Annotated in this window: 13 protein-coding genes; 6 read left to right on the plus strand and 7 right to left on the minus strand. The window is 69.1% G+C overall.

Translation table 11 applies throughout. The annotated features are described in order from the left end of the window. Window positions 1-32: 32 nt before the first annotated feature. Genes fba through KCI33_RS03985 form a run of 6 tightly spaced genes read right to left on the minus strand, consistent with a single transcriptional unit; the run spans window position 33 to window position 7,239 of the window. Complete coding sequence (gene fba / locus KCI33_RS03960; RefSeq protein ID WP_212523461.1) at window positions 33-1,112, minus strand: class II fructose-bisphosphate aldolase; 1,080 nt, start codon at window positions 1,110-1,112, stop codon at window positions 33-35. An 11-nt stretch (window positions 1,113-1,123) separates the two neighbouring features. After that, on the minus strand, window positions 1,124-2,332 hold the full coding sequence (locus KCI33_RS03965; protein ID WP_212523462.1) for a phosphoglycerate kinase: 1,209 nt from the start codon (window positions 2,330-2,332) through the stop codon (window positions 1,124-1,126). Continuing rightward, a complete protein-coding gene (gene gap / locus KCI33_RS03970; protein ID WP_212523463.1) occupies window positions 2,332-3,327 on the minus strand; it encodes a type I glyceraldehyde-3-phosphate dehydrogenase in 996 nt (331 codons plus the stop codon). Before gap ends, KCI33_RS03965 begins: the two co-directional genes overlap by 1 nt. Further along, window positions 3,324-5,327: a transketolase gene (gene tkt / locus KCI33_RS03975; protein ID WP_212523464.1), complete on the minus strand. Its 2,004-nt coding sequence runs from the start codon at window positions 5,325-5,327 to the stop codon at window positions 3,324-3,326. The genes gap and tkt overlap by 4 nt, the downstream gene beginning before the upstream one ends. Window positions 5,328-5,338: 11 nt before the next feature. Further along, complete coding sequence (locus KCI33_RS03980) at window positions 5,339-6,211, minus strand: phosphoribulokinase (RefSeq protein WP_212523465.1); 873 nt, start codon at window positions 6,209-6,211, stop codon at window positions 5,339-5,341. A 20-nt stretch (window positions 6,212-6,231) separates the two neighbouring features. Further along, the gene (locus KCI33_RS03985; RefSeq protein ID WP_212523466.1) at window positions 6,232-7,239 is read right to left on the minus strand and encodes a class 1 fructose-bisphosphatase; all 1,008 of its coding nucleotides are present in this window, start codon (window positions 7,237-7,239) and stop codon (window positions 6,232-6,234) included. Between the two features lie 105 nt (window positions 7,240-7,344). Between KCI33_RS03985 and cbbR the strand changes: the two genes are divergently transcribed. Beyond that, window positions 7,345-8,265 (plus strand): LysR family regulator CbbR, encoded by a 921-nt coding sequence (gene cbbR / locus KCI33_RS03990; RefSeq protein WP_212523467.1) that lies wholly within the window; start codon window positions 7,345-7,347, stop codon window positions 8,263-8,265. An 18-nt stretch (window positions 8,266-8,283) separates the two neighbouring features. Here the strand turns inward: cbbR and KCI33_RS03995 are convergent, their stop codons facing one another. Further along, a complete protein-coding gene (locus KCI33_RS03995; RefSeq protein ID WP_212523468.1) occupies window positions 8,284-9,174 on the minus strand; it encodes a LysR family transcriptional regulator in 891 nt (296 codons plus the stop codon). Between the two features lie 114 nt (window positions 9,175-9,288). Here KCI33_RS03995 and KCI33_RS04000 point away from each other — a divergent pair, with 114 nt between their 5' ends. The 5 genes from KCI33_RS04000 (at window position 9,289) to KCI33_RS04020 (ending at window position 14,773) form a co-directional block, all read left to right on the plus strand. Further along, entirely contained in the window at window positions 9,289-10,194 is a 906-nt protein-coding gene (locus KCI33_RS04000; protein WP_212523469.1) for a LysR family transcriptional regulator, read from the plus strand. After that, complete coding sequence (locus KCI33_RS04005; RefSeq protein ID WP_212523470.1) at window positions 10,191-11,591, plus strand: DASS family sodium-coupled anion symporter; 1,401 nt, start codon at window positions 10,191-10,193, stop codon at window positions 11,589-11,591. The genes KCI33_RS04000 and KCI33_RS04005 overlap by 4 nt, the downstream gene beginning before the upstream one ends. Before the next feature lie 175 nt (window positions 11,592-11,766). Continuing rightward, the gene (locus tag KCI33_RS04010) at window positions 11,767-12,813 is read left to right on the plus strand and encodes a C4-dicarboxylate TRAP transporter substrate-binding protein (RefSeq protein WP_212523471.1); all 1,047 of its coding nucleotides are present in this window, start codon (window positions 11,767-11,769) and stop codon (window positions 12,811-12,813) included. A gap of 108 nt (window positions 12,814-12,921) precedes the next feature. Next, on the plus strand, window positions 12,922-13,431 hold the full coding sequence (locus KCI33_RS04015) for a TRAP transporter small permease (RefSeq protein ID WP_212523472.1): 510 nt from the start codon (window positions 12,922-12,924) through the stop codon (window positions 13,429-13,431). A gap of 4 nt (window positions 13,432-13,435) precedes the next feature. Continuing rightward, entirely contained in the window at window positions 13,436-14,773 is a 1,338-nt protein-coding gene (locus tag KCI33_RS04020) for a TRAP transporter large permease (protein ID WP_212523473.1), read from the plus strand. The last annotated feature ends 12 nt before the right edge of the window (window positions 14,774-14,785 follow it).

Consider the following 14,785-nt stretch of genomic DNA (forward strand, 5'->3'; position numbering starts at 1 on the left):
GGGTCCTCCTCTGCCGGTCGGGTCGGGTCAGCTCAGGCGGCTTGGGCCGCTTCTGTTTTGGGGTCGAGGCTGCCATCGGCGTAGCGCGCAGCCATGTCGTCGAGGTCGATGACCTTGATCCGCGAGGCGTGGCCGGCGGTGCCGAAACGCTCGAAGCGGTCGCGGCAGAGATCCTCCATCTCCTTCATCGCCGGCACGAGGAACTTGCGCGGGTCGAATTCCTGCGGTTTCTCGGTGGCGACCTTGCGGAACTGGCCGGTCATGGCCATCCGGCAATCGGTGTCGATGTTGACCTTGCGCACGCCCATGTGGATGCCCTTCTCGATCTCCTCGACGGGCACGCCGTAGGTCTGGGGCATCTCGCCGCCGAATTCGTTGATCAGATCCTGGAGGTATTGCGGCACGCTCGACGAGCCATGCATTACCAGATGGGTGTTGGGCAGCTTGCGGTGGATCGCCTCGATGGTGGACATCGACAGGATGTCGCCGGTGGGCTTGCGGGTGAACTTGTAGGCGCCGTGCGAGGTGCCGCAGGCGATGGCCAGCGCGTCGCACTTGGTCTTCAGCACGAAATCGACGGCCTGATCGGGGTCGGTCAGCAGCTGGTCATGGCTGAGCTTGCCCTCGGCGCCCGAGCCGTCCTCGGCCGCGGCCTCGCCGGTCTCGAGGCTGCCCAGCACGCCCAGCTCGCCCTCGACCGAGGCGCCGACCCAATGGGCCATGTCCGCCACCCGCCTGGTGATGTCCACGTTATACTCGTAGGAGGCCGGCGTCTTCATGTCCGCCTCAAGCGAGCCGTCCATCATGACGGAGGTGAAGCCGTGCCGGATCGCCGTCATGCAGGTGGCCTCGTTGTTGCCGTGGTCCTGGTGCAGGCAGACCGGGATATCGGGATACATCTCGGCCAGCGCCTGCACCATGTGGCGCAGCATGATGTCGCCGGCGTATTTGCGCGCGCCGCGGCTGGCCTGAAGGATCACCGGCGCGTCCACCGCCTTGGCCGCCTTCATGATGGCGAGGCCCTGTTCCATGTTGTTGATGTTGAAGGCCGGAACGCCGTAGCCGTGCTCGGCCGCGTGATCCAGAAGTTGCCTCAGGGTGATAAGTGCCATTGTGCCCTCCTTCAGGCAGCTTGATCGGCGCGGGAGAGCGCCGCGATGCCGGGGAGAACGCGCCCCTCCAGCCATTCCAGAAACGCTCCACCGGCGGTGGAGACATAGGTGAAGTCATCGGCCACGCCGGCCGTGTTCAGCGCCGCCACAGTGTCGCCGCCGCCGGCGACCGAGACGCAGAGACCGGCGCGGGTCAGCTCGGCCGCGGTTTCGGCCAGCGCCATGGTGGACTGGTCGAAGGGCGGCACCTCGAACGCGCCGAGCGGCCCGTTCCACAGCACCGTCTGGACCCCGGCCAGAACGGCCTGGAACCGGGCGAGCGCGCGCGGGCCCGCGTCGAGGATCATCGCCTCCTCCGGGCATGCGTCCCAGGCCACGATGCGCTTGCGCGCGCCTTCCTTGAATTCCTTGGCCACCACCACGTCCTCGGGCAGCAGGATCGAGCAGCCCGATTGCGCGGCGAGTGCCTCGATCTCCCGCACGGTGTCCACCATGTCGGGCTCGTGCAGCGACCGGCCCATCGGCGCGCCGCGGGCGAAAAGGAAGGTGTTGGCCATGCCGCCGCCCACGATCACCGCGTCAAGCTTGCCCACCAGGTTTCTCAGCACCGGGATCTTGGTCGAGACCTTGGCGCCGCCGACGATGGCGACCGAGGGGCGCCTCGGCGCCTCCAGCGCGCTTTTCAGCGCCGCCATTTCCTCCATCATCAGCGGGCCGGCGGCGGCGGGAAGGAACCCGGCGACCGCCGCGGTCGAGGCATGCGCGCGGTGGGCGCAGGAAAAGGCGTCGTTGACATAGATGTCGCCAAGCGCGGCGAACTGGCGGGCAAGGGCCGGGTCGTTGACCTCCTCGCCCTTGTTGTAGCGCACGTTCTCGCACAGCAGCGCCTCGCCGTCCTGCAGCGCATTGGCGTGATCCTCCGCCGCGCGGCCCGCCGAGACGTCGGAGAAGCGCACCGGCACACCCAGGTGCTCGGCCAGCGCCGGGCGCAGCTTGTCCACCGAAAGGGTGGGGTCGAGCGCCCCCTTGGGCCGGCCCATGTGGGTCAGGATGACCAGCCGCGCGCCCTGCGCGAGCAGCGGCCTCATCCCTGCGGCGAAGCGGGCGATGCGGGTCGCGTCGGCGACCTTTCCGTCGCGGACCGGCACGTTCAGGTCGGCGCGCACCAGCAGGCGCTTGCCCTTGACGTCAAGGTCGGTGATCGGGGTGATGCCCTCCATCACAGGCCCCCCATGTGCACGGCATTGTCGGCCATCCGGCAGGAAAAGCCCCATTCGTTGTCGTACCAGGCCAGCACCCGCACCAGCCCGTTCAGGACCTTGGTCTGATCGGCCGCGAAATTGCAGGAATGGCTGTCGTGGTTGTAATCGACCGAGACCTTGGGCTCGGTCTCGTAGCTGACGATGCCCTTCATCGCGCCGTCCGCGGCCTCGGCCATCAGCGCGTTGATCTCCTCGGCGGTGACGGATCTGGAGGGCTTGAAGGTCAGGTCCACCGCCGAGACATTCGGTGTCGGCACCCGGATCGCCGAGCCGTCGAGACGGCCGTTGAGTTCCGGCAGCACCTCGCCGATGGCCTTGGCCGCGCCGGTGGAGGTGGGGATCAGGCTCAGCGCCGCGGCGCGGGCGCGGTAGAGATCCTTGTGCCGGCGGTCCAGCGTCGGCTGGTCGCCGGTGTAGGAATGCACCGTGGTCATGAGGCCGCTTTCGATCCCGATCGCGTCGTTCAGAACCTTCGCCATGGGCGCGAGGCAGTTGGTGGTGCAGGAGCCGTTGGAGACGACCCTGTGCGCGGCGGTCAGCTTGTGGTGGTTCACGCCGTAGACCATGGTCAGGTCGGCGCCCGTGGCCGGGGCCGAGACCAGAACCTTGCCCGCGCCATGCGCCAGATGCACGCCCGCGGCTTCGCGCGAGTTGAACACGCCCGAGCATTCCAGGACGATGTCGCAGCCTTCCCAGTCCAGCTCCGTCGGGTCGTAGGTCGAGAACACCTTCATCGGGCCGCGGCCCACGTCCATGGTGTCGCCCGCGACCGTGATCTCGCCGGCAAACCGGCCATGCACGCTGTCGTATTTCAGCAGGTGGGCGTTGGTCTCGATCGGGCCGGTGGCGTTGATCTTGACCACCTCGATGTCGCGGCGGCCCGACTCGATGATCGCGCTGAGCGTGCAGCGGCCGATGCGGCCCATGCCGTTGATGCCGACGCGGACGGTCATTTCCGGCCTCCCTTCGCGGTCAGGGCGCGGGCGGCCCCGGCCACGGCCTCGGGCGTGATGCCGAAATGGTCGTAAAGCTCGTGTATCGGGGCCGAGGCGCCGAAGCTCGACATGCCCACGAAGGCGCTGTCGGCGCCCAGGATCGGCGCCCAGCCCTGTTCCACGGCCGCCTCGACGCCGACGCGCGGCGCAGCGCCCAGCACCGCGGCATGATAGGCCGCGTCCTGCTGCGCGAACAGCTCGAAGCAGGGGGCCGAGACCACGGCGGCGCGGATGCCGTCCTCGGCCAGCAGGTCGGCGGCCTTCACGGCGATCTCCACTTCGGAGCCGGTGGCGATCAGGGTCACGTCGCGCGCGCCCTCGGCCTCGCGCAGCACATAGGCACCCTTCGCGGTGAGGTTCTCGTCCACATGATCGGTGCGCAGGCAGGGCAGGTTCTGCCGGCTCAGCGCCAGGATGCTGGGGGTGCGGGTGGCGCCGGCGGCGATCTCCCACGCCTCGGCCGTTTCCACCACGTCGCAGGGGCGGAAGACGTTGACGTTCGGCATGGCGCGGAACGAGGCGAGATGCTCCACCGGCTGGTGGGTCGGGCCGTCCTCGCCCAGCCCGATGCTGTCATGGGTCATGACATAGGCCACCGGCACCTGCATCAGCGCCGATAGGCGGATCGCCGGGCGGCAGTAGTCGGTGAATACCAGGAAGGTGCCGCCATAGGGCACGAAGCCGCCATGCAGTGCGATGCCGTTCATCGCCGCGGCCATGCCGTGCTCGCGGATGCCGTAATGGATGTAGTGCCCGCCGTAATTCTCGCGCGTGACCGGGGCCATGGCGCCGGTGCGGGTGAGGTTGGAGCCGGTCAGGTCAGCCGAGCCGCCCACCAGGTTGGGCAGGGTGTCGTAGATCACCTCCAGGGCCATGGCGCTGGCCTTGCGGGTGGCGACCTTGGGCGCCTCCTCCGAGAGCTTTGCCTTGTAGGCGCGGATGGCGCCGGCCAGCGCGTTCTTGTCGGCGGCGGCGAGCGAGGCGTCGAAGGCCCCGGCCAGCGGCGAGGCCGCCAGACGCGCCTCCCAGGCCTGGCGCGCGGCCTGGCCGCGCCGGGCCACGGCCCGCCACGCGGCGCGGGCCTCCTCGGGCAGTTCGAAGGGCGGGTGGTGCCATCCCAGCGCGGCCCGCGTGGCGGCGATCTCCTCGGCGCCCAGCGGCGCGCCGTGGGTGGCGGCGGTGCCCTGCTTGGTCGGCGCGCCATAGCCGATCACCGTGCGGCAGGCGATCAGCGAGGGGCGCGGATCCTGCCGCGCGGCCGCGATCGCGGCGGCCACCGCCTCGTTGTCGTGGCCGTCCACCGCCTGAACATGCCAGCCGCAGGCGGCGAAGCGCGCCTTCTGGTCGGTGGAGGTCGACAGCTCGGTCGAGCCGTCGATGGTGATCTGGTTGTCGTCCCACAGCACGATCATCCGGCCCAGCCGCATGTGGCCGGCCATGTCGGCGGCCTCGTGGCTGATGCCCTCCATCAGGCAGCCGTCGCCGGCGACGACATAGGTGTAGTGATCGACCAGATCGTCGCCGAAACGGGCGTTGTGCATCCGCTCGGCCAGCGCCATGCCCACGGCGGTGGCGATGCCCTGTCCCAGCGGGCCGGTGGTGGTCTCGATCCCCTCGGCATGGCCGTATTCGGGGTGGCCCGCGGTGCGGAATCCCATCTGCCGGAAATTCCTGACCTGCTCGATATCCATGTCGGCGAAGCCGAGCATGTGGTTGATCGCGTAGATCAGCATCGAGCCATGCCCCGCCGACAGCACGAAGCGGTCGCGGTCGGGCCAGTTGGGCGACGATGGATCGATGGCGAGGAAGCGGTTGTAGAGGACGGCGGCCACGTCGGCCATGCCCATCGGCATGCCCGGATGGCCGGATTTCGCGGCCTCCACGGCATCCATGGCGAGCGCCCGGATGGCGTTGGCCATGATCGGCTCGGCGGCGGTGTTGACGGTCATCTGGTTCATCTCGGGACTCCTCAGGCGCGTTTGGATTCGCTGACCAGCCGGTCGATCATCGGGGTGAAGATCAGCTGCATGGCGAGGTCGAGCTTGCCGCCCGGAATGACGATCGAATTCGCCCGGCTCATCCAGCTGTCGTGGATCATCGAGGTCAGGTAGGGGAAGTCGATCCCGCGCGGGTTGGCGAAGCGGATCACCACAAGGCTTTCGTCGGCGGTTGGAATCCAGCGTGCCACGAAGGGGTTGGATGTGTCCACCACCGGCACGCGCTGGAAATTCACGTCGGTCTGGGTGAATTGCGGGGTGATGCAATGCACATAGGCATGCATCCGGCGCAGGATCACGTCGGTCACGGCTTCGGTGGTGTAGCCGCGCTTTTCCTTGTCGCGGTGGATCTTCTGGATCCATTCCAGGTTGATCACCGGCACCACGCCGATCTTGAGGTCGGCATATCGGGCGATGTTCACCTCGTCGTTGACCACCGCGCCGTGCAGCCCCTCGTAGAACAGCAGGTCCGAGCCCTCCTCGAAGGGCGCCCAGCCGGTGAATTCACCCGGCGGCACGCCGTAGCGGTCGGCCTCGTCGGCGTCGTGCACATAGTGGCGGGTGCGGCCGCGGCCGGTCTCGCCATATTCGAGGAAAACCCGCTCCAGCTCGACCAGCTCGTTGGCGTCATAGCTGAAATGGCTGAAGCCGGGATCGCCCTCGGCATAGCGCCGCTCCAGCTCGGCCTTCATGTCGGCGCGGTTGTAGCGGTGGAAGGCGTCGCCCTCGATCGACACCGCCTTGACCCCTTCGCGGCGGAAGATCTGGTCGAAGGTGTGCTTGACCGTCGAGGTGCCGGCCCCCGAAGAGCCGGTGACCGAGATGATCGGGTGCTTCTTGCTCATTGCGAACCGCCTTTCGGGCGTCAGGCGCGGAACAGGCCGCGCTTGCCGAAGAGGGCGGAAACCTCGCTCTCGGGCAGGTCGTGATAGGTGGCGACGCGGGCGACCTTCTCGGCCGAGCCGAAGACGAAGGGTGTGCGCTGGTGCAGCCGGGTCGCGGCCTGGCCCAGGATCTGGTCCTGCCCGTCGGTGGCCATGCCGCCGGCCTGCTCGATCACGAAGGCGATGGGCGCGCATTCATAGACCATGCGCAGCCGGCCCTTCTCATATCCCTTGCGCTTGTCGCCGGGGTAGAGGAACACGCCGCCGCGGCTGAGGATGCGGTGGGTCTCGGCCACCAGCGAGGCCACCCAGCGCATGTTGAAATCCTTGTCGCGGGGGCCTTCGGCGCCGGCGATGCAGTCGTCGATATAGGCGCGGATCGGGTTCGGCCAGTGGCGGTAGTTCGAGGCGTTGATCGCGAACTCATGCGAGGTGGCGGGCACCTTCACCGCGGCATTGATCAGCACGAACTGGCGGCTGTCGGGGTCCAGCAGATATTCCTGCGTGCCGGCGCCGAAGGTGACCACCAGCATGGTCTGGGGGCCGTAGATGATATAGCCGCCGGCGATCTGCTCCGAGGCCGGGCGCAGCACGCTCTCGTCGCCGCCCGCCTTGGCCTGGAACACCGAGAAGATGGTGCCGATGGAGACGTTGACGTCGATGTTGGACGAGCCGTCCAGCGGGTCGATGGCCAGCGCGTAGGCGCCCGCGGGGTCGAGTTCGACCACCTCTTCCTGCTCTTCCGAGGCATACCAGCGCACGCCGGCCGATTTCAGCCGCGCGGCGAAGGCGTCGTCGGCGATGATGTCCAGCGCCTTCTGGCCGTCGCCGCCGGTGTTCACGCCGACCTCCTCGCCCAGGGCCGCGCCGAGCGGGCCGCGCTGGATCGTGTGCGCCAACTGCGCGCCGACCTCGCAGAGCGCCGCCATCAGGGGGCGCAGGGGGGCGGGAATGTGTTCCATGTCCCGGATCGGTTGCTCGCTCGTCATTCGTTCCTCCCGATTCTGGCGGCAGACCGCGCGTTGCCGTTGCTATTTCAGGAAATCATCGAATATAAAATTTAAAATGCTCAAAGCCGAATTCAGGAAAATTTAATGCCCAGGCCAGAAGCCGTTACTTTCAAGCAGTTACGCGCGCTTTCCGCAGTCGCGTCCTGCGGCACTATGACCGCGGCCGCGGAAATCATCGGGCTGACCCCGCCGGCGGTGCACACGCAACTGCGCCAGCTGGAACAGAATTTCGGCTGCAAGCTGCTGAGCCGCGGGCGCGGCGGGGGCACGGCGCTGACGCTTCAGGGCGAAGCGGTGCTGACCGCCGCGCGCAAGATGGAGGCTGCGCTTTCGGCCTGCGCGGAGCGGGTGCGCGCGCTGAACGAGGGCCGCGAGGGCCTCGTCAATCTCGGCGTCGTCTCCACCGGCAAGTATTTCGCCCCGGCGCTGGTGGCGCGGCTGCAGCGGTCCTATCCCGAGATCGAGGTGCTGCTGAAGGTGGGCAACCGCGACTCGGTGCTGGCCTGGCTGGAGGACGCGACGGTGGACATGGCGATCATGGGCCGCCCGCCGCGCCTGCCGGGGGTGGTCTCCACCGCGCTGGGCGCGCATCCGCATGTGCTGATCGCGCCGCCCGACCATCCGCTCGCCGGCCGCGAGGAACTGTTCGCGGAGGACCTGGTGAACGAGACCTACATCGCCCGCGAGCAGGGCTCGGGCACGCGCATCCTGATGGACCGCTTTCTCGACCGGCTGGGCGAGGGGCGGCCCTATCCGTCGATCGAGCTGAGCTCGAACGAGACGATCAAGCAGGCGGTGATCGCCGGGCTGGGGCTGGCGCTGATCTCGCGCCACACGGTCACGGACGAGTTGCGCGGCGGCCGGCTGATCGAGCTGCCGGTGCGCGGCCTGCCCATTGTGCGGCAATGGTACATGGTCCATCGCAACGACCTGCCGATGGACGCGGCGAGCCGCAACATCCACGATTTCATCTCCGGGCTCGACGGCGCCTTCCTGCCGCGCTGAGGCCGGCCGGTCCGCGCCTCAGGCGCGCGCCTCGGCCAGCCGCCGTGCCTCGGCGATCAGGGCGTCCAGAACGGGCGGGAAGGGCTCGCGGTGCGGGGCGACCAGCCCGACCTGATGCGCCGCCTTCGGATCGGTGATCGGCACCGCGCGCAGCTCGTCCGCGCCGAGGAACAGCTGCGCCGTCTTCATCGGCAGTACAGTCGCCCAGTCGCCGCTCTGGAGATGGCTGACGAGCGCGATGACCGAGTTCGATTCCAGCCGCGGCGCGGGCTGCGCGCCGGCCTCGGCCATGTGCTGGTTGACGATCCGGCGGTTCTGCATGTCCGGCGTCAGCAGGCACAGCGGCAGCGCCGCCAGCTCCGCCCAGCCGACCGAGGCGCGCCCGGCCAGCGGGTGATCGGCGCGCAGCACCAGGTTGTAGTGCTCGTGATACAGGGGGACCGTCGTCACCCGGCCCAGCGGCTCGTTGTCGAGATAGGTGATGCCGGCGTCGATGCGGTGGTTTTCGAGCTGGGTCAGGATCTCGTCGGAATTGCGCGAGGTGACGGTGAAATGCAGCCCCGCGTGGCGCGCGCTGAGCGGCGTGGTCAGTTCCGCCACCATCGCCAGCGCGGTCGGGATCACCCCGATCCGCAGATTGCCCGACAGCCCCTGTTTCACCGCGCGCATCTCCTCGCGCAGGGTGCGCGCGTCGCCGGTGATCCGGCGCGCCCATTCCAGCACGCGCTGACCCTCGGGCGTCAGCCCGCGAAAGCGCGAGCCGCGCCAGACCAGCATGACCCCCAGCTGATCCTCAAGCTGCTTGATCGCCGCCGACAGCGTCGGCTGGGTCACGCCGCAGCTTTCGGCGGCGCGGCCGAAATGCTCCTCGGTGGCGAGGGCGATGAACATCTCTAGCTTGTCGATCATGGCGGCCATCCTTGCACCCTTTCCCGGCGCAGGGAAAGGGCGGCGTTGCCCGCGGCTATATGCGGAAACCAGAATGAAATTGATCGCGAGGCCCGGTGTGCTATGCGTGAACGCATGGATTGGCGCGCCGTGACATTCGACTGGAACCGGGCCCGGGCCTTTCTCGTCACCGCCGAGGAGGGCTCGTTGTCGGCCGCCGCGCGGGCGCTGGGGCTGGCGCAGCCGACGCTCGGCCGACAGGTGGCCGCGCTGGAGGAGGAACTCGGCGTCGCCCTGTTCGAGCGCGCCGGCCGCGGCCTGACCCTGACGCCCACCGGGCTGGAACTGTTGGAGCATGTCCGGCGCATGGGCGAGGCCGCGGGGCGCGTCTCGCTGGCCGCGACCGGCCATTCGCAGCAGATCGAGGGCTCGGTCACCATCAGCGCGGGCGAGGCCTATGCCGCCTTCCTGCTGCCGCCGATCCTGTCGCGGCTGCGCCTCTCGCATCCCGGCATAAGGGTCGAGATCGTGGCCTCCAACACGGTCAGCGACCTGCGCCGGCGCGAGGCCGATATCGCCATCCGCAACGCCCGCCCCGCCGATCCCGAACTGATCGCGCGCAGGATGGGCGACGACGCGGCCCGGCTCTATGCCGCGCCGGCCTATCTCGACCGGCTTGGCCCGTTGCGCGGCCCCGGCGACCTGGCGCGGGCCGATTTCATCGGGTTCGACGAGGGCGGCGCGCTGCGCGAGGCGCTGAACGCGCTGGGGCTGGGCCTGGCGCGCGACAATTTCACGGTGCTGAGCGGCAGTCACCTGGTGCAGTGGGAATGCGTCCGGCGGGGGCTGGGCATCGGCGTGATGCCGGCCGCGATCGGCGATGCCGACCCCCTGGTGCGCCGGGTCCTGCCCGATCTGCCGCCGATCCCCTTTCCGGTCTGGCTGACCGCACACCGCGAGTTGCACAGCAGCCGAAGGATCCGGCTGGTCTTCGACCTGCTGGCCGAGGCCCTGGCGGACCTCCCGGAGACCGGGGCGTGACGCGGCGGCGGTTGAGCGGCGCGCCCATGGCGCTGATGGCGGGGATGCTGTGCCTCGCGCTGCCCCTGATCGTGCCGCCGCCCGCCGGCCTGCCGGAGCCGGCCTGGCGCGCCGCGGGGCTGGCCCTGCTGATGGCGCTCTGGTGGCTGACCGAGGCGCTGCCGCTGGCAGCGACGGCGCTGGTGCCGCTGGCGCTGGCGCCGCTTCTCGGCCTTGCGGGGCTTGACACTGTGGCGCCGGCCTACAGCCATCCGCTGGTCGTGCTGTTCCTGGGCGGCTTCCTTCTGGCCAGGGCGATCGAGCGCTGGGGGCTGCACCGCAGGGTCGCCTTCGCCCTGCTCGGCCTGGCCGGCGACCGTCCGGGCCGGGTGCTGGCGGCGATGATGGCGGCCACGGCCTTTCTCAGCCTGTGGATCAGCAACACCGCCGCGGCGATGGTGATGGCCCCCATCGCCGCCGGGATCGCCGACACCCAGGCCCGTGCCGGGCGGTTTCCCGCGGCGCTGATGCTGGGGGTGGCGTTCTCGGCCACGATCGGGGGCATGGGCACGCTGATCGGCACGCCCCCCAACGCGATCTTCGCCGCCTACATGAGCCGCGCCCACGGCATCGAGATCGGCTTCGCGCGTTGGGCGATGGCGGCGCTGCCGGTGGCGGCGGTGCTGCTGGTGGCGGCCTGGGCGGTGCTGGCCCGCGTGACGCCCGGACTGGGCGAGGGGCGGCTCGCGCCGCGCCAGGACGCGGCGCCGGGGCCGATGGGCCCGGCCGAGCGGAGAGTGGCGCTGCTGGCCGGGCTGACGGCACTGGCCTGGATCGCCCGGCCGCTGCTGAACGGGCTGTTTCCCGGCCTCGGTCTCAGCGATGCCGGGATCGCGGTGCTGGCCGCGCTGGCGCTGTTCGTGCTGCCCTCGGGGCAGGGCGGGCGGCTGCTGGACTGGAGCCACGCCGCGACGCTGCGCTGGGATGTGCTGATCCTGTTTGGCGGCGGGCTGGCGCTGGCCGGGCTGCTGGAGGGCAGCGGGCTTGCCGGCTGGATCGGCCAGCGGGCCGCCACCTTGCAGGGGCTTTCGCTGCCGCTGCTCATCGCCGTCATGGCGGCGCTGATCGTGCTGGTGGGGGAGCTGGCCAGCAACACCGCGATGGCCTCGATCTTCCTGCCGATCGCCGGCGCGGCGGCGCTCACGCTGGGGGCCGATCCGGTGGCCTTCCTGCTGCCGGTGGCGCTGGCCGCCTCGCTGGGCTTCATGCTGCCGGTGGCCACGCCGCCGAACGCCATCGTGTTCGGGCACAAGGCGGTGGGCCGCGCCGACATGCTGCGCGCGGGCGCGCTACTCGATCTCATCGGCATCGCGGTCGCGGTCGCCGGCGGCGTGCTGCTCGGGCCCTATCTGGGCTGAGAACTCCGCCGCTCCCTGTCCGGGCGGGCGGTCCGGGCCGCCCACCCCATCCCAATTCCAAATACCGCCGCCCGCCGCCGCGTCACATGCCGCGGCGCTTGTGAATCGGCATGGCATCGCGTAAAAAAATCGCATAGCAGTATCAAATTCTGCATAGTAGAACTGGGAGGAGTTCATGAGGGGTTTCCTGAAAGGCGCCATCGCTGGCGCCATGATCTGGGGCGCTGGTGCCGCGAGCGCGCAGACGCTCTTTGTCGGCGAGGCGGGCCCGAACCGCGGCGCGCGCGCCGAGGCGCTGCAATGGTTCGCCGACACCGCGACGGAACTGACCGGCGGGTCGCTCGATCTCGACATCCAGTGGGGCGGCGCGCTGTTCAAGGCGGGCGCCGCGGTCAACGCGATCGCCGATGGCGTGGCCGATCTCGGCACCATCATCGCGGTCTACTTCCCGCAGGAAATGGTCGCCTACGGCATCGCCGACCTGCCGCTGGAGAACCCCGACGCCTGGGTGGGGATGCGCGCGACGGATGAGCTGATGCGGACCAACGAGGCGATCCGCCGGAACCTCGCCGAGATGAACCTCGTCTATCTCGGCACCTTCACCACATCGGCCGTCCATATCGGCTGCAAGGGCGCCGCGATCCGCTCGGTCGAGGACATCAGCGGGCTGAAGGTGCGCGGCGTGGGGGCCTATGGCGACACCTTCAAGGATTTCGGCGCCAACATGGTCAGCATGTCGGTCTACGATGCCTACCAGGGGCTCGACACCGGGCTGCTCGACTGTTCGCAGGGCTATTCCTACGCGACCGCCGCGCTGAAGCAGCACGAGGTGATCGACAGCTATACGCTGCTCAACTGGGGGCAGGTCGGGGCGCTGGGCATCTTTATGAACAAGGATGCCTTCGACGGGCTCGACGCCAAGACCCAGGGCGCGCTTCTGACCGCGGGCGAGGGCATGGCCGACGAGCTGGGCCGGCTGATCACCGCCGACAACGCCGCCGCCATCGAGACCATGAAGGCGGCAGGCGTCGAGGTGATCACGCTTCCCGACGCGGATCGCGCCAAGCTGATCGAAACCGGGGCGGGTTATGTCGGCAAATGGGTCGAGCGCGCGAATGCCGCCGGGCTCGACGGTGCGGCGCTGATCGGGGAATACAAGGCGCTGCTTGCGAAATACGCCGCCGAGCGCGACGCGAAGGGCTATCCCTGGGAGCGCGGCTGAGCCTTGACCCGGTCCGCTGAGGGGCGTTCCCGGCCGTGCCGGGAATGCCCCGCTCCGCCGCCACCCCGCCATGGGCCCGAAACGGCCCCGACCCAACCGAGGTGATCCATGCTTCGCCGTATCGAGAGCCTGCTGCTCGATCTCGCCGTCATCGCCATCATCGGCCTTGGCGCGCTCATCACCGCCAGCGTCGTGTTGCGCGCGGTGTTCAATTCGGGCGTGCCCGACACGATCGTCATGGTGCGCGAGCTGATGGTGGCGGTCGTCGTGCTGCCGCTGGCCGCGACCACCGCCAAGCGGGCGCATATCGTGGTCGAATTCGTCTCCGACAGGCTGCCCGAGAGGGCGCGGAACGGGCTGGTCGTCTTCGGATCGGTGTTCGGCCTTCTGGCGCTGACGCCGCTGATCTACGCGGGCTGGCGCGAGGCCGCGCATGCCCTGAGTTCCGGCGCCATCTTCTTCGGCGAGCTGTCCTTGCCGAAATGGCCGGGGCGGCTGATTTTCCTGGCCGGAATATCCTTTTGCTGGCTGCGGCTGCTGCTGATGGCGGTCGCGGATATCCGTGCGATCCGGCAGGGCCGGCCGCTCACCGAAACTGCCCACGAGGAAGGGGTCTGATCCCATGGACGGTACGCTGGTCGGCCTGACGGCCTTTGGCGCGGTCATTCTGCTGCTCGCCCTGCGGGTGCCCATCGCCTTTGCCCTGGCAGGGGTGGCGACCGTGGGCGCCTTCGTGATCTTCGCCTTCCGAACCGGCGCCTTCACCCCGGAACGCGCGATCAAGCCCACGACATCGCTGGTCTTCTCGAATTCCTTCGACCTGATCCATTCCTACGATCTGTCAATGATCCCGCTGTTCGTGGCGCTCGGCCACATCGCCTACCGCGCTGAGATCACCACCCGGATCTACCACGCGGCACGGGTCTGGCTGGCGCGTGTGCCGGGCGGCGTGGCCATGGCCTCGGTCGTGGGCTGCGGCGGGTTCTCGGCGATCACTGGCTCGTCGATCGCCTGCGCCTCGACGATGGGGCGGATCTGCGCGCCCGAGATGCTGCGGATGGGCTACGACCCGCGCCTGGCCACGGCGAGCGTCGCGGCGGGCGGCACGCTGGGCTCGCTCATCCCGCCTTCGGTGCTGTTCATCATCTACGGCATCTTCACCGAGACCTCGATCAGCAAGCTTTTCCTCGCGGGCGTGCTGCCGGGCGTGCTGTCGCTGTTCGGGTTCCTGCTGGTCATCTACCTGTGGGTCTCCCGCAGCCCGTCCGCCGCGCCGCGCTTCACCGACGCGATCTCGCGGCGCGAGCGGCGCGATGCGGCGCTGGAGGCCTGGCCGGCCGTGGCGCTGTTCGGGATCATCGTGGGGGGCATCTATGGCGGCATCTTCACCGCGACCGAGGCCGCCGCGGTCTGCGTCAGCGCGGCCGCGCTGATCGGCTTCGCGCAGCGCAAGCTGACCTTGCGGGGCCTGATCGCGGCCCTGCGCGAGACCTGCGTGCAGACCACCAGCATCTTCCTGATCGCTGCCGGGGCCAAGATCTTCGTGGCCTTCGTCGCGCTGACCGGCGTCGCGCCGGCCATCGTGAGCTTCGTCACCGAGGCGCAGCTCTCGGCGCTTCTGCTTCTTTGCGCGATCGCGCTGATCTACCTGGTGCTGGGCATGTTCCTCGACCCGATCGGGATCATGGTGCTGACGCTGCCGCTGATGGTGCCGCTGGTCGAGGGCTATGGCTTCGACCTGATCTGGTTCGGCGTCGTGGTGATCAAGTTGCTCGAGATCGGGCTGATCACGCCGCCGGTCGGGCTCAATGTCTTCGTCATCGCCGGCGTGGTGGGAAAGGATGTGGCGATCGACCGCATCTTCGGCGGAACCCTCCGGTTTCTCAGTGTCGACATCGTGGTGCTCGTGCTCATAATGGCGTTCCCGATACTTTCGCTGCTGATCCCCAACTCGATGTAGGTTCGGGGCAGA

It is taken from the genome of Actibacterium sp. MT2.3-13A (assembly GCF_018139985.1).
Lineage (GTDB): Bacteria > Pseudomonadota > Alphaproteobacteria > Rhodobacterales > Rhodobacteraceae > JAGSOU01.

Bases quoted from the DNA above. Each gene is read 5' to 3' on its own strand.
- fba (WP_212523461.1), bottom strand. From the start codon at position 1,112: ATGGCACTTATCACCCTGAGGCAACTTCTGGATCACGCGGCCGAGCAC.
- KCI33_RS03965 (WP_212523462.1), bottom strand. From the start codon at position 2,332: ATGGAGGGCATCACCCCGATCACCGACCTTGACGTCAAGGGCAAGCGC.
- gap (WP_212523463.1), bottom strand. From the start codon at position 3,327: ATGACCGTCCGCGTCGGCATCAACGGCATGGGCCGCATCGGCCGCTGC.
- tkt (WP_212523464.1), bottom strand. From the start codon at position 5,327: ATGAACCAGATGACCGTCAACACCGCCGCCGAGCCGATCATGGCCAAC.
- KCI33_RS03980 (WP_212523465.1), bottom strand. From the start codon at position 6,211: ATGAGCAAGAAGCACCCGATCATCTCGGTCACCGGCTCTTCGGGGGCC.
- KCI33_RS03985 (WP_212523466.1), bottom strand. From the start codon at position 7,239: ATGACGAGCGAGCAACCGATCCGGGACATGGAACACATTCCCGCCCCC.
- cbbR (WP_212523467.1), top strand. From the start codon at position 7,345: ATGCCCAGGCCAGAAGCCGTTACTTTCAAGCAGTTACGCGCGCTTTCC.
- KCI33_RS03995 (WP_212523468.1), bottom strand. From the start codon at position 9,174: ATGATCGACAAGCTAGAGATGTTCATCGCCCTCGCCACCGAGGAGCAT.
- KCI33_RS04000 (WP_212523469.1), top strand. From the start codon at position 9,289: ATGGATTGGCGCGCCGTGACATTCGACTGGAACCGGGCCCGGGCCTTT.
- KCI33_RS04010 (WP_212523471.1), top strand. From the start codon at position 11,767: ATGAGGGGTTTCCTGAAAGGCGCCATCGCTGGCGCCATGATCTGGGGC.
- KCI33_RS04015 (WP_212523472.1), top strand. From the start codon at position 12,922: ATGCTTCGCCGTATCGAGAGCCTGCTGCTCGATCTCGCCGTCATCGCC.
- KCI33_RS04020 (WP_212523473.1), top strand. From the start codon at position 13,436: ATGGACGGTACGCTGGTCGGCCTGACGGCCTTTGGCGCGGTCATTCTG.